This window comes from Winkia sp. C0117E2 (assembly GCF_056590455.1).
On the sequence record NZ_JBWPWD010000001.1, the window covers coordinates 58,442 to 79,081 of the forward strand.

Genomic DNA, 20,640 nt, shown 5'->3' on the forward strand with positions numbered 1-20,640 from the left:
CTACACGTGGATCAGCGTAATTGTAGAGCCTACCTTGGCCATCTTGCCGCCCTTCGGGCTTTGGTCATATACGCGGTGTGGGTCAATGCCAAGGAGCTTGGCCCGCACCTCAACCTTGAAGCCTAGCTTTTCCAATTGGGCCTTTGCCTCTGACATCTTCATGCCACGAAGGTTGGGAACTTCTTTCTTTTCTGGCCCGAGCGAGAGCACGTAGGAGATTGGGTCGCCCCGGTAGGCGTCAGTGCCAGCCTTTGGATCCTGGCTGAGCACCTTGCCTGCGGCGATGTCATTGGAGTGCTGCTCTGTAACGGTTGCGCGAAGACCAAGTTGGGAAGTCTCCTTGGCCGCTTCCTCAGCGCTTTTACCTGAAAGATCAGGAATCTTTATGGGCTCGCGCCCCTTTGAAATGACCAGGGAGACCTTCGTATGGTGGCGAAGTGTGGCCGGAGGCGCAGGGGAGGTAGATATTACCTTGTCCTTGGCAACGGTGCCCGAGTATTCTTCGGAAATCTTTCCGATCGTTAGTGGAGCCGCCTTGAGTGCCTCTATCGCCTCGTCTTTGGACTTTCCGACTACATCCGGCAGGGGCACCATCTGCACACCTTTGGATACAACCAAAGCGATCTTGGTACCGGGTTTCACCTTTTGTTTGGCTGACGGTTTCGTAGAAATGACAATGCCGCTTGGGACCGTGTCCGAGAATTCTGCCTTCTTATTCGGATCCAGGTTGGTGTCTACAAGCAGCTTTTCTGCAGTGGAATCCTGGAGCCCAACCACGTTAGGAACATCAACGCGTCTGCCAGGGCCATAGATGAAGTACCAGATGGTGCCCAAAATTAGGCTCAGCACGATCACTATGGCCCCGAGGATTACCGCCCAGTTCTTTGACTTGCGGATTGTTGCGGGGGAATCAATTGCTCCAATCGGCAGCGCAGAAGTGCCAGAACCGTAATCAATTGCTGCGGTGGATGAAGAACGCGGGGCAACTTCTGTTTTGTTCTTTTCCTTGGTTTGCTGTGGGAGGACAGTGTACTTCTTTGCCAGCGTTTCTGGATCTAAGGCATCAATCACTTCACGCACGTAGTGTGCTCCGGCAGCCCCATCTTGAGGGCGATCTGCCGGTTCCCGGGCAGCAAGAGCGCAAAGCAGATCATCCACCTCGGATGGGATCCACTCAATTGTGTCGGAAAGGCGCGGAATGTCCTCGTGCACGTGCGACCAAGCCACCGCGATAGCGCTTGACGAAACATAAGGTGGCTTACCTGTGAGTAATTCATAGGCCATGATGCCAACCGAGTAGATATCAGAGCGAGCATCCGCCTCGCCGGAAGTGACTAGTTCCGGAGGAATGTAAGCGACCGTTCCGAGGACGGAACCGGTGGTGGCCATGGTTGCATCTGATACGGCACGAGCCAGACCGAAATCGGCAACCTTAACATTGCCATCTTTAGTTAGAAGGACGTTTTCAGGTTTCACGTCCCGATGAATAAGGCCTGACCGGTGGGCAGGAGCGAGTGCCTCTAGGACGGAGTCGATAATGGAGAGCGTTTCGCCTAGGCTAAGAGAGCCTTCCTCGCGAAGCCGCTCACGCAGGTTAGTGCCGTCGACAAGTTCCATTACCAGATAGCCAGCACCATTTACTATTCCCTGGTCAAACACAGATACGACCGAGGGGTGATTGATCCGGGCAGTAGCTCTTGCCTCGCGTCTAAATCTAGCGACTAGATCGGGAGAACCGGACAGGTGCGGGTGCATCACTTTTAGTGCTACCGGCCTATCAAGTCGTTCGTCGCGGGCTCTGTAGACAGTTGCCATACCGCCGGAGGAAATCTTGTCCAAGACCATGTACCTACCGTCCACGATCTTGCCGACTAGAGGATCGCCCGCCGGGGCTGAAGGGGCAGAACTTTCCGCATCTGCAAGGGGCTTTGTGTCCCCTTTAGATTTGTTGGCCTTAAATGGAAGATGCAGCGCTCTCTTCGAATCGGCGCGCTTGATCCCCCGAGGTCCTTCCATGGTTGCATTCTACGTGTATAAACCGCGCTGGCGAACTTTACACACGCCCCAGAGGGCAATGTAGTCTTAAGCGCATGAGCAAAAAACTACTTCCCCTGCCCGATGTCTCCGAAATGTTGTCCGTGCCTTACTCTAGGCTGCGCTCGGCGGTGCGCGAGGGGAGAGTAGGGGCACTACGCAGCGAAAATGGTGTGCTGTGTATTCCAGAAGACTTCCTGTCCTTCCAGGACGGATCGTGGACTCTGGTGGACGGGCTTAGCGGGACACTTACAGTCTTGCAGGATGCTGGAATGGATCTAGTGCAGGCTACAACCTGGCTACTGGAAGGCGATGACACTTTTGTCGGTCGCCCGATCGATGCGCTAAAGCAGGGGCGCAAGAAGCAAGTTAATTCCTACGCCCGTTCGCTAGCTTTCTAGACCTGCCGGTTCACAAGTAGGTTGCGGAACTGGCGAAGCGATTCCTTGCCGGCTTCCGGCAATTCCAGCTGCGCAAGATGCTGCTCTCCATCCTGCAGCAAAGAGGCGATCAACTGCTCGTGGTCGTCGTAGGCTCCACAGGCGGATATAGTCTGTCGCATCTTGTCGATTTCACGTTCGGATAGGTCGGTTCCCAGCGCAGCAAGAAATTCTTCGGCATTCTTTCCTAGCCGCTTTAGAGTGAGAGCTACGAGTACAGTGCGCTTTCCTTCGATCAGGTCTGCGCCTGTCGCCTTTCCCATAATTTGATCATCGCCGAATACCCCCAACTGGTCATCACGTAGCTGGAAGGCGCTGCCCCAAGGCTCTAGCACCTTCTCGAGCCCGTTGGTTAGCGCTTCCGAGGCGCCGGCAAGTTGCGCGCCGAAGATTACAGGAAGGGCAACCGAGTAGCGGGCAGCCTTGTGCTTCACCACGTCAAGGGCAGCTTCGAGCGCGTAGCCAGGATTGTCCATAACAGGGGTATCCTCCAGCGCACAGTCGAGGAACTGTCCGACAGCAACCTCGGCAGTCATCTGGGCGAAGGTATCCCGCGCAGACTTTGAATTAGCAAGATCTGCCGCCCTGTTTGCTACTTGCTGAGAAAGAGAGAGCAACAGGTCGCCTACCAAAATGGCACAGTTCTGGCCGAATGTCTGCTCGTTGCCTCGAAAGTTGTGCGATTTGTGCCAGCTCTCGTAGAAACGGTGCAGGGAGGGGGCGCCCCGCCGCAAATCAGCGTTATCAACTATGTCGTCATGAGCTAGTGCGCTGGCCTGATACAGCTCTACTGCAACTTGGCCGGTTAGGCAGGCATCTTCCAGCTGGCTGGCTCCGTCTGCAAGCGAAAAGCCTAGCTGCACTCCGCGGGCACGCAATCTTTTTCCGCCCTTGGTGTAATGAACAAGCCCGTCGGCAAGACCGTTAAGAACGGTGGTGGAAGGCCACTTCGCCCTCCATTGAGCCAATTCTGCACTTATCAGGTCGCTTAATTTCTGGCTATTAAAAGTCACGCTAAACACCCTATCGTACCTGGCTAGAGGGATCCCAGAAAGACAAAGAGATTTTCGTTGTTATAATTGTGTTAGCACGCCGTATGGCGAAGAGATAGAGATTTCATCCGCATAGCGGAAACTGGCTTACGAAAGGGCATTCGTGTCAACTTCGCGTTCTAAGAACACCGCTTCCAAGGCATCCGCTTCCAAAGCCAATGCTACCAGCAAAACCAGCTCTAACAAGGGTTTAGCAACAAAGAAATCAGCGGCTAAGAAGAAGACCAAGGCCACCGCAAAAGCTACTGCCGAGCCCGCTGCAGAGGGAAAGAAGACCCAGGCCGGCCAGCCGAATTACGGGCCTGTCAAGGCCCATCACGGGAAGGCAGCAGTGAAGGCTCACCGCGGTCGCAAGAAGCGCAACGAAAAGAGCGGCTTCACTCTTTCCGAAAAGGATGAGGGTGACGAGCCGGCACAGCAGGTTACGGTAGCGGGCGCAACGGCTGATCCAGTTAAGGATTACCTGAAGCAAATCGGTAAGGTGCCGTTGCTGAATGCTGAAGAGGAAGTCGACTTGGCTCGCCGCATCGAAGCGGGACTGTATGCCGATTACAAGATGAAGCAGGATGCGCAGACCATGACTTCAAAAGAGATGCGTGATCTGCGAGCAATAAGCATCGACGGCCAGCATGCAAAGAATCACCTGTTAGAGGCGAACCTGCGTCTGGTTGTTTCACTGGCAAAGCGTTACACAGGCCGTGGCATGCTGTTCCTCGACCTGATTCAGGAAGGCAACCTGGGCCTGATTCGCGCGGTCGAAAAGTTTGACTATGCCAAGGGCTACAAGTTCTCTACCTACGCGACTTGGTGGATTCGGCAGGCTATCACTAGGGCAATGGCTGACCAGGCTCGTACTATTCGAATTCCCGTGCACATGGTCGAAGTAATCAACAAGCTGGCGCGTGTGCAGCGGCAGATGTTGCAGGATCTTGGTCGTGAACCCACCCCCGAGGAGTTGGCTAAGGAACTGGACATGACTCCAGAGAAGGTCGTTGAGGTTCAAAAATACGGTCGCGAACCTATTTCCTTGCATACTCCGCTAGGCGAGGACGGCGACAGCGAGTTCGGCGATCTAATTGAGGATTCTGAGGCCGTAGTGCCAGCGGATGCCGTCTCGTTCACCCTGCTGCAAGAACAGTTACACAGAGTGTTGGATACCCTGTCCGAGCGTGAAGCGGGCGTAGTATCGATGCGTTTCGGGCTTGGTGACGGCCAGCCTAAGACTCTTGACGAGATCGGCAAGGTGTACGGAGTTACCCGCGAGCGCATTCGCCAGATCGAATCGAAGACCATGTCCAAGTTGCGCCATCCGTCCCGTTCCCAGGTTCTGCGCGACTACCTGGATTAGAACTGAAATAGTTTTGGGGCCCGCAAATGCGGGCCCCAAAACTTTTAAGTCAAATAAGTCAAAGGTTACTTATTTCAGCAGACCTTGAGGATCGTCTAGGCTGACCGCCTGCTGCACCAGCTTTTCTTGGAATTGGCGGGCGTGGTGGCCACAGAACAATAGTTCTCCGGAAATAAGGTTCGCTCGAACCTGAGCTGCAGCACCACAGGCATCGCAGCGATCAGCAGCGGTGAAAGTCTGTGTCTGTTCGGTTCTTTCGATTGTTGTTTCCATACCCCTATTGTGAACGGTGTCTTGGGGCAGATTCCAACTTTGTGGCGCTTTTACGCCAGAGGCGCAACAGGTAACTGTGGGACTCGAGTCGCTACCGGCCATGACGTCACTAAGCTAATAGACTACTTCTGTGAGTGCGTCTGAACAGAAGAAACAGGAATATAATGCCCAACACTTAACCGTGTTGGAGGGCTTGGACGCGGTGCGTAAACGTCCAGGTATGTACATCGGCTCTACGGACAGGCGCGGTTTGATGCACTGCGTATGGGAAATCGTAGATAACGCGGTCGATGAGGCTGTCGAAGGATACTGCGACAAGATTGTTGTCACTTTGCACCCAGACCGCTCTGTTTCCGTTTTTGATAATGGTCGCGGTATTCCCGTGGACGAGGTCCGGGGCACCGGGCGATCAGGCGTTGAGGTTGTATACACGAAACTACATGCAGGCGGAAAATTTGATTCGGGTAACTATGCCGCAGCAGGTGGCTTGCACGGGGTTGGAGCCTCGGTAGTTAATGCCCTGTCGGCACGTTTGGACGTTCAGGTCGATCGCGGTGGCAAGACCTATCAGATGTGTTTCCGTCGGGGTGAACCGGGCGTATTTGATGATTCAAAAGGGCGCACCCCAAACTCGCCGTTCACCCCATTCACTGAGGGATCACATCTTGATGTGGTAGGAAAAACCAAGAGGGGAGTCACTGGCACCCGGGTGCGCTTTTGGGATGACTTCCAAATCTTTCCGCCGACTGAAACTTTTGACTGGGAAAAGCTGTTGAACAGGGCCAGGCAGACCTGTTTCTTAGTGCCTACGGTGACGATCGAGTGTAGGGATGAGCGCGGCGAGGAACCGGTTGTGGAGTCCTTTCACTTTTCTGGCGGGATTAGCGACTTTGTGGAATTCAATGCCAAGGACACCCCGGTTTGTGACACCTGGGCTATAGAAGGGGATTTTCCTTACCAGGAAGTTGTCCAAGAGATTAGTCCTGAGACTGGGCACCTGGCACCGATTGAGCGGCAACGTAACTGTCACGTCTCGGTCGCCCTTAGGTGGGGTACCGGCTACGACACGGACATTCGCGGTTTTGTAAATATCATTGCCACGCCCAAGGGCGGCACCCACGTGGCGGGGTTTGAACAGGCTGTCCTCAAGGTGGTTCGCGCCCAAATAGAAAAGTCTGCTCGAAAGCTGAAAGTCGGTGCGAAGGACGGCAAGGTCGAAAAAGATGACGTTCTAGCTGGGCTGACCGGGGTGGTCACGGTTTCGCTCCCCGAGCCCCAATTTGAAGGGCAGACTAAAGAAGTACTGGGTACCCCGCAGGCACGCCGGGCGGTAAATAAGATCGTTACGGAGGGCCTAAAAGCTCGTTTTACTTCCTCTAAACGCGAGGATAAATCTCAGACCTTTACGATTCTCGAGAAGGTTGTAGGCGAGATGCGGGCGCGCGTGAGTGCCCGGGTCTCGAAGGAAATCTCGCGCCGTAAGAACGCTCTGGAAACTTCTTCATTGCCTGCCAAACTGGCGGATTGCCGAAGCAACGATGTAGAGCGTTCTGAACTTTTTATTGTCGAGGGCGATTCCGCACTTGGCACTGCCAAAGTAGCGCGCAATAGCGAATTTCAGGCCCTGTTTCCCATTCGTGGCAAGATTTTGAATGTGCAAAAATCCTCCACCTCGGACATGCTGTCGAATGCCGAGTGCTCTGCCATTATTCAGGTGGTAGGCGCTGGCTCTGGGCGGAGCTTTGATATTGACGCGGCTCGGTATTCGAAGATCGTCATGATGACGGATGCTGATGTTGATGGGGCGCATATTCGCACTCTGCTGCTCACATTGTTCTTCAGGTACATGCGACCGCTGATCGAACAGGGAAGAGTGTATGCGGCGGTTCCTCCGCTGCACCGCATTGAGGTGGCGGCAAAGGGGCGCAAACCGCGCGAATTCATCTACACGTATTCCGAAGCTGAACTGCACCGGAAGTTGGCTGAATTGAAGAGACGTGGGCGCACTTATAAGGAACCAATTCAGCGCTACAAGGGACTCGGCGAGATGGATGCGGATCAGCTTGCTGAAACCACTATGGAACCTGAGCATCGGACGTTGCGGCGAGTAACGCTAGATGATGAAGAGGCAGTAGAGAAAGCCGAAGAGGTATTCGAGCTTCTTATGGGTTCTACCGTTGCCCCTAGACGCGATTTCATAGTGGCGGGCTCGCACGAGTTCGACCGCGAACGCATTGATGCCTAAACAATATGAGTTTCCGGTAAAGACTAAAGACCTATTACAATGAGAGACGTGTCCCAACCATTAGTTAATCGAGTGCATCCGCCGTTTCGGGCTTCTATACCAGGCCCGCACCTAGGGCTGTCCTGGCGTTTTTCCTCGGCCAGCGATCTGCCGGCGCTTTCCAGGTTCGTATACTTTTGTGAAAACCACGACCAGGTTGTACGGCCTACGCCGCCGGCTAGGCTAGAGCGCCTCGTGGAGCCGAACGATTATCAGGATGCCATCGTGGGGCAAGATGCCCGTGGAGACATTGCAGCATTTGCTGCGGTTACCTTGATAAACAAAGATCAGTTACCTGCTCGTGCCGAGCTGTTTGCAGTAACTTCTCCTACCTGGCGCGGCCGCGGTATCGGGCGGGCCTTGTTGGCATGGCAGGATGCTCGGGCAAGGCAGCTGCTGGTGCAGGTTTTCGGAGACCTCTCTGATGCTCCAGCTTCGATTTTGAACGTGGTAGACGAGAAGTTGCAGGACCGGCGCCGGATGTACATTGCTGGCGGATTTTCGGCCAAGTCGACCTTGCTGTGCCTATCCAGGTCACTGCAGGAGCTGCCTGCCGATTTCGCCAATGCAACTGGGCAGATTGTGCCAGCATCCTCACTGGAAAAATCTGAACTAATGAAGTTTGTGGTCTCGGAGCGTACCTCTCTTGGAGCTACTGCTGACCAAGTGCGTGGCTGGGCAGAGCAGGTAAGCGACAGGATGGATACAGATCTGTCTTTAGCTCTGCTCGAGGACGGCGAACTGAAGGCAGTTGTGCTCGTTACCAAGGAAGAGGGCTTGCGTCTTGGCCAGGAAGAAGCAGACGTGCAGTGCCAGGTGACTGCCGCTAGAAAGCCGAAGAGGGGGGCGGCTCTTGCAGAGCTCATGTCGGTCATCTGCGATAAGGCCGCGCGTCAAGGTGGGCAAAGAATAGCCTTAGAACTGGACGAAGCCTCGAAATGGGCACTAGATCCCATGCTCACTCAGTTGAAGTTCGAAAAAGTGGGCGCTAGGAAAGTCTATTCGATCGAGTTGTGACATGACCATCACCTGGAGGGAACTAAACAGCAAGGACTCGGCTCAGGTAGCAAAGCTAACTGAGCGGATCCAGCATGTCGATAACCCTCCGTACCGGACTAGCCGTGCCGAGATAGAGGCCGATTTCGCGGCGGACCAGCGATGGCGCGCGTTTGGGGCTTTTGCAGGAGCGACATTGGTGGCTTTCGGCCATGCTCTATTTCGCCCGTCTCAACCACCGCGGGTGCTCTGCATTGGGGGAGTAGATCCTGACTATCGCAGGCAAAAGTTGGGCGGGCGCATAGTTGACTTGCAACTGCAGGCAGGAAAAGAACTCCTTGGCGGCAACGAAGGTGACGTTGTTATGCATGTCGACGAGGGAATGGCAGAGCTCGTAGATGTGCTGGCCTCAAGAGGTTTTACCTGGACTAAGACCTACTATGAACTGCGGGCTAGCTTAGACTCGTTCCCCGCGCTGCAGGCCGATCCGTTTATCTCAATTGTGCCCTGGAGCGCAGATCTAGATGATGAATTGCGTCTTGCGGTAAACGACGTTACGGGACAGAAATGGGGCTCCAGCCCTCTTAGCGAACAGGAATGGGAAGAAGGACGCCCTCACTTTTCGGAGCAGCATTCCTTTATTGCCCTAGACAAATCCACTGATAGGGCGCAAATAGCTGGTCTGGTAATGTGCTCGCTCTACAAGCAAGACTGGCAGGCACTTGGGCTGAAGGAATGCTACGTAGACATATTTGCTGTAGCCGAGCCGTGGCGCCAGACCAATGTGGGAGGCAGACTGCTCACAGCGGTGATGCAGCAGTGTGCCGAAGACGGGCTGGATGCAATTGGAGCTGGCATCAGTTCCGAAAACGATTCTGGAGCCCTAGACCTATACCATTCGCTGGGGTTCCGCACGGTTGCCCGAACTAGGGCATACACGGTGCACCTATCCGATTGAGGCTATCTGGTTCAAAAGCGGAGATCCGGAACCGTCACGCTTTGGATTGATATCCGGCAGTTCAACTGGCGAACCGGCAGAATCTACCGCCCTCGGATCAGCTAGAACCCCTGCCACTTCAAGACAGTCCTCATCCTTTAGGAAACGCTGTGCGCGCACACCCTGGCCACCGCGCCCCTTGGTGGGAAATTCTGAGAGGGGGGTTACCTTAGCTGAAGTTTGACCGGTGCCAGGTAGCGCAGTACTCAGGGCAGCAACGGTTATAACCAACGCGTCTTGCTCGGCAGTGAAAGTACCGGCGATTACTGCGCCGTCTTGCACGGACATTCCCGCCACGCCATGTCCGGATGTGCCTTGAGGGCGGATCTTTTGGCCGGGGGTACGAAGCAGTTGCCCCGTAGAGGAAATTAGGACAGCGTCGGCCTCATCTGGGGCGGGTACCAGGCATAACACCTCGTCTGAATCTTCTAGCCCCATGTAGATCCATTCATCCTTGCTAACAGGATATTCCGGCCGTATCCGTTTCACCTGACCGCTCCGTGATATAGCACCCATGATCGTGGAGTTTGGGTCGAGTGATGCCAAACCGATGACGCGCTCATCTTTTTGCAGATCCACCAATGATTCCGCCGGCATGCCGGCATTGAGAGAAGGCGCATCCTGGGTGCGCGGCAAAGATGGAGTATCCAGAACGTTAAACCGGAGCATCCTGCCTTTAGAGGTGGCTAGCCCGACTTCGGCCCTAACAGTTGTACCGAGAGTGGCAGCCAACGCGTCGTGAGGAGATCGGGATCCCGTGCGACTTACGGACTCTTCGCCACTGACACGGGCCAAGCGGCCGGTAGTAGATAGCAGGAGCTGACAGGGATCGTCGGCAACTTCCAGATCCAAGTTGGCCTTCGCCGATGCCGTGGGGACCACAGCCCCTGCGTCTTCCAGCAGAAGGGTTCGGCGCGGTGTAGAAAGCCGATCCGAGACCTCAGCAAGTTCCTTGGATACCAAGTCCTTACGGACCTGGTCATTCTCAATGATTTCCTGCAAAGTAGCGATGTCGCGCATTAGTTCATCGCGTTCGCCCTCTAGTTCTAGCCGGGAGAACTTTGTGAGTTTACGAAGACGCAGCGCCAGGATGTGATCTGCCTGCACGTCGTCGAGGTCGAATGCCGTCTTCAGACGCTCCCTAGCTGAAGCTACGTCCTCGGAGGCACGAATGATGGCTATGACGTCATCAATATCCAAGACCGCGATCAGTAGGCCCTCTACCAAGTGCAGCCGCTCTTGGGCCTTGTTAAGGCGATATTTGGACCTACGCAGTACTACCTCCATGCGATGATCCAAGAAGACCTGCAACATCTTTTTGAGGCCGAGCGTTTGCGGTTGGCCGTCGACAAGAGCGACGGCATTGATTCCGAAAGAATCCTCCATGGGAGTATGCCGGAAGAGCTGAGAGAGAACAGCCTCCGGATTGAAACCATTCTTTACCTCGATAACGATCCGCAACCCGTGATTCCTGTCGGTCAGATCAGACACGTTCGAGAGGCCCTTGATGCGGCCTCGCTTTACGCCTTCCTTGATCTTTTCAATCACGCGTTCGGGACCTACCAGGTAGGGCAGTTCCGTGACGACTATCCCATGCTTACGTGGGCTGACTCGCTCGATGGATGTCTTCGCTCGGGTTTTAAACACGCCGCGGCCAGTTTCGTAGGCATCACGAATGCCATCCAGGCCAACTATGATTCCGCCACAGGGAAGGTCCGGACCCGGAATAAACCGCATCAGATCCTCTGTAGTAGCGTCAGGATTTGCCAGCAGATAGCGCGCGCCGGCGGTAACCTCTCCGAGATTGTGCGGGGCAATGTTGGTAGCCATACCAACGGCAATGCCAGAGGCCCCGTTCACCAGTAGATTCGGGAACCCCGCAGGAAGAACACTGGGCTGAGTCAAGGTGGAGTCATAGTTTGGCTCCATGTCTACGGTGTCTTCAGCGATGTTGGAGACCATGTCCAAGGAAGCCTCCGCCATGCGCACCTCGGTATAACGGGAGGCAGCCGGCCCGTCGTCTAGCGAACCGAAGTTGCCGTGCCCGTCGGCAAGCGGTAGACGCATCGTAAAATCCTGGGCAAGTCGAACAATGGCATCGTAGATTGCTGAATCGCCATGAGGGTGGAGTTTACCCATGACTTCGCCGACCACTCGCGAGGACTTGACATGACCTTTGGTGGGAAGTAGTCCCATGTTGGACATCGTGTAAAGGATGCGTCGCTGAACAGGTTTGAGACCGTCACGGGCATCAGGGAGAGCACGGGTGTAGATCACCGAGTAGGCGTATTCCAAAAAAGATGTCTGCATCTCCTGGGAAACATCAATATCGACGATGGTGTCAGTATCTTCGTGCTCTAGAGACTTCATGGGCTTATTATCGGAACTATTACCATCGCCAGTTGGTAGCCCACGCCGGAAAGGAGCGCTAAATGACCATTTCCACTCCGCGCCAAGGTAATGCTTGGGGTACGGGTTACCCTAGTTTTCGTATTTACGACTTGTTTAGCGCAGCAGTGGAATCTTTGGAGGGAAACGACACTTGGCTACTGCCTGGCTGCAAGCAAGTACTTTTCTTCCTGGTCGATGGCATGGGCCTTTCTCAGCTTGAGCACTACCGGGGGCATGTGCGAAATATGCGCCAGCTCGATTCTGTGCAGCGCTGTCAAACCTGCGTGCCTTCCACTACCGCAGCTGCTATTACGTCCTTCGCTACTGGCAAGACTCCCGGACAAACCCGCATGGCAGGATACGAAGTGGCAGGGCGGAACTGGCGAGAAAACCTGATCACCTTCGCCCACGGCAAAAATCCCCAAGAATGGCAGGATCAGCCCACTTTTTTCGAACGACTGGCGCAAGCCGGAAAGAGGGCGGTCTTCGTAGGTAAACCCAAATTTGCCGGTTCTGGCCTTACCAAAGCAGCGCTGCGCGGCAGTGATTTTCTGCCGGCTCGGTCTTTGACCGAAACTGCCAAACGCTCTTTGAGTGCGCTCCGTGCAGGAGCTGACGTGGTCTACATGTACTGGTCCGAATTGGATCATGCGGGGCACGGCAAAGGAGTGGGCTCCGAGTCATGGCTAGGGCAATTAGAAGAGATAGATTCTACAGTTTCTAATTTGAGTCGGAGCTTGCCCGAGGGCGCCTGCCTGGTAGTTACTGCCGACCATGGCATGGTTAATACTGATGAAGACCATGCTATTGAAGCCGATGCGTATCCAGACCTCCTAGAGGGCGTGTACGCAGTAGCGGGGGAGCCACGCGCGCTGCACTTGCACTGCGAGGATCCCATCCTAACGGTCGAGCGCTGGCGGGAAAGGCTTGCGGAGCGGGCTTGGGTTACCACTGCCGAAGAATCTCCGATAGGCCCCGTCCGCGACGGGGTTGCCGGATCAGTCCAGGTATGGATGCGCGGGCGCTGGGTATGCTACGTAAGAGGAGTACACTCTGAAGGTGCTAGATCGCTTGTGGGGGTGCACGGGTCCCTTACTAGTGAGGAGATGCGCATTCCAGTATTGAGAGCGTTTTAGGGTTTCGCTCCAAACACGATTTCGTCCCAACTAGGCATAGCGCGCCTACCTTTCTTTTTGGCAGGACGTTCCTCGGCGCGGTCAGGCTTCGGGGCAGACTCGATATGCTCCATCCCTGGGAGAGCATCGGGATCTTCCTCGTCTTCGGGCTCTTCCCCGGTAGCGGGCTCTACGCGCTGCCCGCGTCTGGCGTTCAATTCGTCAAGTAACTGTTCCGTTCCCTGCACCTGTTCGACCTCTTCGGTTTCGGCTGGTTCAGGCGCGGGATGCAGGGGGATTGCGCCCCGCTGCGGCCCTGCAGGCGTTGTAGTTTCGGTTAGCCAGGTAGCCTCTTGATCAATAGCCTCTACCGAGCGTCCTGCCTGGTTCAATTTCCACGTGGCGATGTGCTCAGTAGCGTCTTGCACGAATGTGACGTTTACGTGCCAGGGCTCGCCTGGATTGCGCGTAGCGTCCCAGGTGGTGTGCTCCGGGTCTATGCCGCGTGCCGCCAGGCGATTCACTACTAGTTCTCCGAGAGTAGGAGCTGTGGCCTCGCGGGAAATGCGAGCATTGCGCCCCTGTTCAGCTGCGTAAGCACGCTCAGCAAGGATCGGGCTTTCAAAGCGCTCGAGGGATTCGACCTCCATGTCATGGTTGGCGGCGATCTCAGCTGCTGATACGCCCGCCCTCATCAAAGTCTGGATCTCCTTCGGGCGAATCTTTTTATTAGCTGAAATTCCGCTAGTGGAGGCAAGGTCGCGGAGAGGGCGCCGGACTGCGATTCGTAGTTCTTCGGTGATGGGAAGGCTGTAGCGAGCCCCTTCGCTGTCGGTCAGGATAACCGCAGTTCCATCGGGGGTAGCGCCCAAAACTTCCAAATCAACCATCGCAAAAACCGTCCTACTCAGTGAGTGTTACCGATGCTTCGATACCGTCGATATTGCCACACAATTAGGGTATTTTTACCAAAGAATTCGGCGAGTCTAAAGCACCTGGATAAAAGTGGAGTAGATTAGCGCAAAAATAGGTGCTAATATCCCGGCGCACCCAATTTACTACGTAGGACCGAAAGGACCCTTCATGGCAACTGATTACGACAGCCCTCGCAAGCGCGATGATGACAACAATGAAGACTCCATCGAGGAGCTAAAGGCGCGTCGTGCCGATGCTGCCGGTTCTTCCGAAGTCGAGCAGGATGAAAACGAAGCTGCCGAATCTTTCGAGTTGCCCGGTGCTGACCTTTCCGGCGAAGAACTGTCCGTCAGGGTCGTTCCGCGTCAGGACGACGAATTCACTTGCTCCATTTGCTTTTTGGTCCACCACACTTCGCAGCTAGCATACGAAGAGGATGGACAACCAGTCTGCACAGACTGCGCAGACTAACACTGAAGAGAGAATGCAATGGGTCTTTTTTCGCGACGGAAAAAGAAGGTCAGCCAAGCAGAGGTGTCGCCTGAGCCAGTAGCTCAGGAGGCAGATGCGGCTCCTTTAGCAAAGACAGTTGGCCCCTTCGACATTTCGCAGGTTGAGGGCGACGAGCCACTTGTTGATTTTGGTCCCATCAAGCTGCCGTATGTGCAGGGCATGCAGATAAATCCGCTACCGCACCAGAATCAGCTGATTGGCCTACGCGTAATTCTTAATAATGCGGCATTTGAACTGGGTGTTTTTGCCGCTCCACGGTCTGGCGGAGCCTGGGCTGCGTCTGCTCCGGCCATGCTGGAAGGATTCGCGCAGATGGGGTGGAAGGCGCAGAAAGTGTCTTTGCCCGAGGGCGATGCCGTCCTCGCTACTCCGCCCGAAGGGGAAGAACAGCTTCCGTCTTTGACTGTCGGCGTCGAGGGACCGCGGTGGCTCTTGCGGGTTTGCTATCTTGGCTCTGCGGCTACTGATGAAGCTGCCAGGCGAAGCCTTGACTCGGTCTTGCATGGGATTGTGATAGACCGCGGCTCGGAAGCGAAGGCTCCCGGGGATCGGCTCTTGCTAACTTTGCCGGCCGAACTCGTCGAGCAGATTGCCGAGCAGAACGAACCGGAACAGTGACTAACGTGTTTACCTGGCTGAAGGGAAAGTTTAACCAGGTCCGGAAGTCTCGTGTAGACATTGGTGCTGAAGACGAGAAGGCTATCTCCGAGGCTCTTGGAACTCGGGCTATTCGCTCGGTTTCGGCTCGAAACGAAGTGCGTATTGGTGGAGTGTTGACATCCGTCACCTATCCCGCTCGGCCGGGAGCCATTGACCTCTCGGCAACCTTGTCAGATGGCACCGGCACGATTGAACTCGTTTGGATGGGCCGAGATGACATTCCTGGCATTGCGCCGGGAGCGCACATGGTTTTGGAAGGAATGGTCAGTGAAGACCGCGACCATCTGCGTATCGTAAATCCTGCCTACTCGTTACTGGCGAGCGCAAAATGAGTGCGAGACTACCTGGAGTAACGGACGAGGGCGATTTTTCGGTTGGTGCAGCTCTTGGGGGAGTGCGGGGTACCCTCGAATCGGTTATTCCGGGATTGGTATTCGTCATTGTCTACGTGCTGACCTTCTCCTTGAAGGCCCCGCTAATTGGATCTGGCATCTGTGGTGCTATAGCCCTCATTGCTCGCTTAGTACAGCGGCAATCAATAAGGCAGGCACTTGTTGGCCTAGCTGGAGTGGGGATAGGGCTAGTGTGGGCGCTACTCACCGGCAATCCCGCAGATTTCTTCGCCTTCGGATTATGGCTGAACGCCATATATGGCGGGATATTCCTAATTTCTATACTTGTGCGTCGCCCTCTTGGTACAGCGCTGGTCTGCCTGTACCGCGGAGAAAAGGTCAGTGGGGCATCACAGCGCCTCAGGCGGGCCGGGGCGTGGGCAACATGGCTTTGGGTAGTTCTATTTGGACTTCGCTTGGCAGTAGAGACACCTCTGTACCTTGCGGACCAGGTGGCAGCCTTAGGCAGCGCTAGGCTTGCCCTTGGCTTGCCACCATATATTTTGGTCGCCTACCTCAGTTGGCGTCTTCTGGCTCCTTATCTGAAGCGGGAGAAGCCACTAGCGCACTGACTTCGGCCAACACATCTGGGCCCTGGCGGTCACCGAATAGCAGCAGCAACTCGTCGCCTGCCTCAACCGTGTCATCGTCAGTCGGATTGAACGGCCTTTCATCGCGAAGGATAGCTGCCAAAACTACATCTGGAGGCAGTGCTACGTCCTTGCAGCGCATCCCTTGAATTGGGGCGTCCTTGGGGATGGTGACCGAATACATTGAAGTGGTTGATTCGTGGAACCAGAAGATCCGGACCAGCGAACCAACAGCAACGGCCTCTTCTACTAGAGCGGTCATCATGCGAGGAGTGGACACCGACACATCGACGCCCCAAGTCTTATCGAACATCCACTCATTTTTTGGATTGTTTACCCTAGCTACGGTGTGGGGGACTCCAAACTCGGACTTGGCAAGAAGCGAGATGACCAGGTTTGCCTTGTCGTCGCCAGTAGCGGCAACCATAAAATCGCACTCGTCTACCTTCGCCTGCGAGAGCGCATCTGGAGAACAGGCATCCGCCAAAATCCAGTCGGCCTCGGCCACAGAGGCTACCCTCATCTTGTCGGAGGACTTGTCCATAAGTGTGATCTGGTGGCCGTGGGACAGGAGCTCCGCCGCGATCGAGCGTCCGACTGAACCGGCCCCGGCAATGACGATCCTCATTTATTTTTCCTCACTTTGACCGTTGGCAAGCTGATGGGACACGTCTGTCAGATTGGAGTGCTGTACTGCTATGAAAAGCTCATCGTTTTCCTGCACCACATAATCCGGGCGTGCTAAAAGGGCATTTCCCAGGCGTGAAACATATGCGACTCGTACCCCCAACGCTTTTTCGAGCTCCGCTAGGGGCCGGGTGAGCCACATCTTGGCGGGGCGAGCCCGCAAGATCTCCATGCCGTTCGTCTGGTCGGCAAAAATCACCTCAGAGTTGTCAGGGAGCATGCGGCGCAGCATTGCTCTTGAGGTCCATTTCACTGGCCCGACGGTGGCTATCCCTAAACGCTGATAAAGCTCAGCTCTTCGAGGATCATAGATACGGGCAACAACCCGCTTTACCCCGAAGGTTTCACGAGCCACCCGCGCAGACAAAATGTTGGAGTTATCCCCGTTAGATACTGCCGCGAAGGCATACGCGTCTTCGATACCTGCACGCTGGAGCGTGTCTCTATCGAATCCCACTCCCTTGACCTTCTGGCCAGAGAAATCTTTCTTGAGTTTTCGGAATGCGGCGGGGTTCTGATCGACTACGGCAACTGAGTGGCCTTGCCGGTCAAGCTCTATTGCCATTGCCGCACCAACACGGCCGGATCCCATGATCACAAAATGCACGGCTCTAACCTACCCTGGGGATTGCAAAAACAAAAGCAAAATGCCGCGCTGTTTCACTTGCGTTGGGAAGAGTGTAGATTATCGGCGTGACCCAATACTTAGACGGGATAAAAAGAGTCCTCTTAGGCAGGCCCATGCGTTCGGACGCACTGGGCAATACTCTGTTGCCAAAGAGGATCGCGCTGCCAGTTTTTGCCTCGGATGCGCTCTCCTCGGTTGCCTATGCGCCGGATGAAATCTTACTGACACTTTCCTTTGCCGGGCTCGGCGTGACTGCGCTTTCACCAGCGGTAGGACTTGCGGTGGTCGTTCTGTTGGTGGTGGTAGTAGCTAGTTACCGCCAGACCGTGAAAGCCTACCCATCCGGCGGTGGCGACTACGAAGTGGCTACAAAGAATCTGGGCGGAACTGCCGGGCTAGTAGTAGCGTCTGCACTACTGGTGGATTACGTATTGACGGTCGCGGTCTCAATCTCGTCCGGTGCACAGTACCTATCCGCCACTTTTCCTGTGTTAGCCGGCAGTGAGGCGCTCATTGGTTCGCTTATTATCGCAGTGTTAGCGTTGCTTAATTTGCGCGGTATGCGCGAGTCGGGCAAGGCATTTGCTATTCCTACTTATCTGTACCTGGTAGCGATCGGCGCGATGATCTGTACAGGTATATTCCAGTGGGCTACAGGATCCATCGGACATGCACCTACCGCGATGTATGAGATTGCGCCCAAGGCTCAATACTCCGCTGGTCTAGTTGGCATCGGGGGAGCCATTTTGATGCTCCGCGCTTTCTCGTCAGGTTGTGCAGCCTTGACGGGGGTGGAAGCGATTGCCAATGGTGTTCCAGCCTTCAAGAAGCCAAAGTCGAAAAATGCTGCCACTACGCTAGCGCTACTTGGGACCATTTCGGCGGCTATGCTCATGTCAATTCTGCTGCTAGCAGGTAAGACCGGTGTACGGTCAGTTGAAAACCCAGCTACCGATCTACTCGTTAACGGCAAGCCTGTGGGCACAGGGATCAGCGTGGATCCGGTCATTGGGCAGCTAGCAGCTACCATTTTTGCCAATGCCAAGCCGATGTTCTACCTGGTTACTATCGTCACTGGTCTGATCCTGGTTCTGGCTGCGAATACCGCTTTCAATGGTTTTCCGCAGCTGGCGCAGGTACTGGCGCGGGATTCCTTCCTACCTCGGCAGCTCTACAATCGTGGCGATCGCCTGTCCTATTCAAACGGCATCTTGGTCCTAGCAACCGGGGCAATTGTCTTGGTTCTTTCCTTCGATGCCCAAGTGACTCGCCTGATCCAGCTGTACATCGTTGGGGTGTTCATCGCCTTTACTACTTCCCAGTTGGGCATGGTCGTGCACTGGAGCCGTGAGCTGTCGGTATCTACAGATGCCGATGCCAGGACTGCCATGAAGCGCTCCCGGGTCGTGAACGTTATTGGCTTCTTGATTTCTGGTGCGGTGCTAATCATTGTCATGGCCACTAAGTTCATCCACGGGGCATGGATGGCATTGCTTCTTATGGCTTTGGTGTTTGCCATCATGATGGGCATACGGAAGCATTACCGGACGGCAAATGAGGAGCTTGAAGTTCCCGACTACCAGGGGGCATTGGCCTTGCCCTCACGCGTACACGCAGTGGTCCTGGTATCGAACCTGCATCAACCTGCAATGCGCGCCATCTCCTATGCGAGGGCGACATCGCCCTCTACCTTAGAATTGCTTACCGTCGACATTGATCCGGATAGCACAAGGGGATTGAAGGAACAGTGGAAGGCCTCAGCAGTGCCGGTGCCACTAACCGTGCTTGCCTCTCCTTTCCGAGATATAACCGGACCCGTGGTCCAATACGTGCGAAACCTTCGCAAGTCTTCCCCGCGGGACCTCGTGGTGGTCTATATCCCGGAATACCTAGTAGCACACTGGTGGGAGTCTGCGCTTCATAACCATTCGGCGACAAGGCTGCGCGTGCGCCTACAATTTGTCCCAGGTGTAGTGATGGCGACAGTCCCTTGGCAGCTGACTGGTGCCTATGACCACGTTGCTAAGCCGGGCGCCAACTCCACCATTAATCCCCCAGAACAAAGTAGGAAAGAAGCCTAATGGGCGACATTGTAGAACTTAAGATTGAAAGCCCGGCCCATGGCGGCGAGTGCATCGGGAGACTAGATGGAAAAGTCATTCTAGTTTCCGGTGCTATTCCCGGGGAGCGCGTAAGAGCTCGGATTCTAAAGTCTAAAAAGAACCTAGCGTGGGCAAAGACAGTGGAGGTACTGTCTGCTTCTCCGGAGCGAATCAGCCACATTTGGCCTCTGGCAGAGAAAGAGGGGATCGGCGGAGTCGAGCTAGGGCATGTCTCCCTCGAAGGGGGAATGGCATGGAAGAAAGCCGTGATTGCCGATCAGACTCGGAGAATAGGCGGCAGTGATGCTGCAGCGGCTCTGAAGCAGCTAGACATGCAGATAGAGCCGGGTGCCTCTAAGGGACTTCACCAGCGCATAAGGGTGGAGTTTGAGGTCAATGAACAAGGGCAAGCCAGTATGTATAGGGCTGGCAGCCATGAACTAGTCCCAATTGATTCCATGCCCCTTGCAAACGAGCAGATCAACGCACTTGGGCTGTTCGGCACAGACCAGTGGGAATTCGTGCCCGGTGATCGTATACGCGTCGTTGCCTCCAGCGCAGATGCTCCGAAGATTGTTGCGAATAAGAACGTTTGGGGACCGGACGGTGAGCCTGCAACCCCGGTGGTGAAATATCCCCTGAGTGGACCTGTGCACCCCGGCGGGGAAGATGAAGTAATTCTTCGGGCAATGGCCACCGATTTTTGGCAGGCCCATGTCAATGCGCCTCACCTGCTTTTCAGTGAGGTTATGGAGGCAGTAGGAGAAGATCCCGGGAGGGTGATTGAGCTATTTTCCGGCTCCGGGCTATTTACGGTTGGCCTTGCCAATAGGGCGCAGTCGCTGCAAACCTTTGAAGGAGGACGAAGCGCAGTAACTTCTGCCCAGAAGAATCTACGTGCGTTGGGCTTGCAGGCGCAGGTTGTGCAAGCGCGCATAAATGCGAAGACCTTGGCTAATTCGCAGGCAGATACCTTCGTGCTGGATCCGCCCCGTGCGGGAGCGGGACGCGAGCTGATCCATGCCATGGCAACCGCGGGAGCGAAGAAGATTGTGCATGTTGCATGCGACGTCGCAGCAATGGCCCGAGATGCAAGCTACTACCTTGCAGAAGGCTATTCCTGGACGAGAGCGCAGGCATTTGACCTGTTCCCGTACACTCACCATGTCGAGCAGGTGAGCGTCTTCGAAAAGTAGCACTGTCCAAGTTGGACAGTGCTCACC

The 20,640-nt window shown here is 55.1% G+C and carries 19 protein-coding genes; 12 read left to right on the plus strand and 7 right to left on the minus strand.

The genetic code is table 11. The annotated features are described in order from the left end of the window. Entirely contained in the window at positions 1–2,016 is a 2,016-nt protein-coding gene (pknB, locus tag AC1EKG_RS00270) for a Stk1 family PASTA domain-containing Ser/Thr kinase (protein ID WP_004805326.1), read from the minus strand. A gap of 74 nt (positions 2,017–2,090) precedes the next feature. Between pknB and AC1EKG_RS00275 the strand changes: the two genes are divergently transcribed. Further along, complete coding sequence (locus tag AC1EKG_RS00275; protein WP_004805325.1) at positions 2,091–2,435, plus strand: Rv2175c family DNA-binding protein; 345 nt, start codon at positions 2,091–2,093, stop codon at positions 2,433–2,435. Here AC1EKG_RS00275 and AC1EKG_RS00280 read toward each other — a convergent pair. Next, complete coding sequence (locus AC1EKG_RS00280) at positions 2,432–3,487, minus strand: polyprenyl synthetase family protein (protein WP_048707303.1); 1,056 nt, start codon at positions 3,485–3,487, stop codon at positions 2,432–2,434. The genes AC1EKG_RS00275 and AC1EKG_RS00280 overlap by 4 nt on opposite strands. 142 nt (positions 3,488–3,629) lie before the next feature. Between AC1EKG_RS00280 and AC1EKG_RS00285 the strand changes: the two genes are divergently transcribed. Then, entirely contained in the window at positions 3,630–4,874 is a 1,245-nt protein-coding gene (locus AC1EKG_RS00285; RefSeq protein ID WP_004805321.1) for an RNA polymerase sigma factor, read from the plus strand. A gap of 69 nt (positions 4,875–4,943) precedes the next feature. On the opposite strand, the gene AC1EKG_RS00290 is transcribed toward AC1EKG_RS00285, so the two are convergent. After that, the gene (locus AC1EKG_RS00290) at positions 4,944–5,147 is read right to left on the minus strand and encodes a DUF7455 domain-containing protein (RefSeq protein WP_040314675.1); all 204 of its coding nucleotides are present in this window, start codon (positions 5,145–5,147) and stop codon (positions 4,944–4,946) included. 130 nt (positions 5,148–5,277) lie between these two features. On the opposite strand from AC1EKG_RS00290, the gene AC1EKG_RS00295 reads away from it, so the two are divergent. From AC1EKG_RS00295 to AC1EKG_RS00305, 3 genes are all read left to right on the plus strand, one after another. Further along, positions 5,278–7,392 (plus strand): DNA gyrase/topoisomerase IV subunit B, encoded by a 2,115-nt coding sequence (locus tag AC1EKG_RS00295; protein WP_004805318.1) that lies wholly within the window; start codon positions 5,278–5,280, stop codon positions 7,390–7,392. A gap of 234 nt (positions 7,393–7,626) precedes the next feature. After that, on the plus strand, positions 7,627–8,448 hold the full coding sequence (locus tag AC1EKG_RS00300) for a GNAT family N-acetyltransferase (protein ID WP_048707307.1): 822 nt from the start codon (positions 7,627–7,629) through the stop codon (positions 8,446–8,448). Position 8,449: 1 nt separating this feature from the next. Next, on the plus strand, positions 8,450–9,385 hold the full coding sequence (locus AC1EKG_RS00305; RefSeq protein ID WP_004805315.1) for a GNAT family N-acetyltransferase: 936 nt from the start codon (positions 8,450–8,452) through the stop codon (positions 9,383–9,385). On the opposite strand, the gene AC1EKG_RS00310 is transcribed toward AC1EKG_RS00305, so the two are convergent. After that, positions 9,374–11,794: a DNA gyrase/topoisomerase IV subunit A gene (locus AC1EKG_RS00310; protein ID WP_004805312.1), complete on the minus strand. Its 2,421-nt coding sequence runs from the start codon at positions 11,792–11,794 to the stop codon at positions 9,374–9,376. The genes AC1EKG_RS00305 and AC1EKG_RS00310 overlap by 12 nt on opposite strands. 62 nt (positions 11,795–11,856) lie before the next feature. Between AC1EKG_RS00310 and AC1EKG_RS00315 the strand changes: the two genes are divergently transcribed. Next, positions 11,857–12,951, plus strand: a complete 1,095-nt coding sequence (locus AC1EKG_RS00315; RefSeq protein WP_004805310.1) for an alkaline phosphatase family protein — start codon at positions 11,857–11,859, stop codon at positions 12,949–12,951. Here AC1EKG_RS00315 and sepH read toward each other — a convergent pair. After that, positions 12,948–13,820 (minus strand): septation protein SepH, encoded by an 873-nt coding sequence (gene sepH, locus AC1EKG_RS00320; RefSeq protein WP_004805309.1) that lies wholly within the window; start codon positions 13,818–13,820, stop codon positions 12,948–12,950. The two genes, AC1EKG_RS00315 and sepH, sit on opposite strands and share 4 nt — an antisense overlap. A 193-nt stretch (positions 13,821–14,013) precedes the next feature. Between sepH and AC1EKG_RS00325 the strand changes: the two genes are divergently transcribed. Genes AC1EKG_RS00325 through AC1EKG_RS00340 form a run of 4 tightly spaced genes read left to right on the plus strand, consistent with a single transcriptional unit; the run spans position 14,014 to position 15,982 of the window. Beyond that, the gene (locus AC1EKG_RS00325; protein ID WP_004805307.1) at positions 14,014–14,316 is read left to right on the plus strand and encodes a DUF4193 domain-containing protein; all 303 of its coding nucleotides are present in this window, start codon (positions 14,014–14,016) and stop codon (positions 14,314–14,316) included. Positions 14,317–14,334: 18 nt separating this feature from the next. After that, a complete protein-coding gene (locus AC1EKG_RS00330) occupies positions 14,335–14,976 on the plus strand; it encodes a DUF3710 domain-containing protein (protein WP_004805305.1) in 642 nt (213 codons plus the stop codon). After that, on the plus strand, positions 14,973–15,350 hold the full coding sequence (locus tag AC1EKG_RS00335; protein WP_004805303.1) for an OB-fold nucleic acid binding domain-containing protein: 378 nt from the start codon (positions 14,973–14,975) through the stop codon (positions 15,348–15,350). The genes AC1EKG_RS00330 and AC1EKG_RS00335 overlap by 4 nt, the downstream gene beginning before the upstream one ends. Beyond that, positions 15,347–15,982: a DUF3159 domain-containing protein gene (locus AC1EKG_RS00340; RefSeq protein ID WP_004805301.1), complete on the plus strand. Its 636-nt coding sequence runs from the start codon at positions 15,347–15,349 to the stop codon at positions 15,980–15,982. Before AC1EKG_RS00335 ends, AC1EKG_RS00340 begins: the two co-directional genes overlap by 4 nt. Here the strand turns inward: AC1EKG_RS00340 and AC1EKG_RS00345 are convergent. Together AC1EKG_RS00345 and AC1EKG_RS00350 are read right to left on the minus strand one after the other, a co-directional pair. After that, entirely contained in the window at positions 15,927–16,628 is a 702-nt protein-coding gene (locus AC1EKG_RS00345) for a potassium channel family protein (RefSeq protein WP_004805299.1), read from the minus strand. The two genes, AC1EKG_RS00340 and AC1EKG_RS00345, sit on opposite strands and share 56 nt — an antisense overlap. Then, on the minus strand, positions 16,629–17,294 hold the full coding sequence (locus AC1EKG_RS00350; RefSeq protein ID WP_004805298.1) for a potassium channel family protein: 666 nt from the start codon (positions 17,292–17,294) through the stop codon (positions 16,629–16,631). A 134-nt stretch (positions 17,295–17,428) separates the two neighbouring features. On the opposite strand from AC1EKG_RS00350, the gene AC1EKG_RS00355 reads away from it, so the two are divergent. Both AC1EKG_RS00355 and AC1EKG_RS00360 read left to right on the plus strand, forming a co-directional pair. After that, the gene (locus tag AC1EKG_RS00355; RefSeq protein ID WP_004805297.1) at positions 17,429–19,396 is read left to right on the plus strand and encodes an APC family permease; all 1,968 of its coding nucleotides are present in this window, start codon (positions 17,429–17,431) and stop codon (positions 19,394–19,396) included. Beyond that, positions 19,396–20,613, plus strand: a complete 1,218-nt coding sequence (locus tag AC1EKG_RS00360) for a class I SAM-dependent RNA methyltransferase (protein ID WP_004805293.1) — start codon at positions 19,396–19,398, stop codon at positions 20,611–20,613. The genes AC1EKG_RS00355 and AC1EKG_RS00360 overlap by 1 nt, the downstream gene beginning before the upstream one ends. The last annotated feature ends 27 nt before the right edge of the window (positions 20,614–20,640 follow it).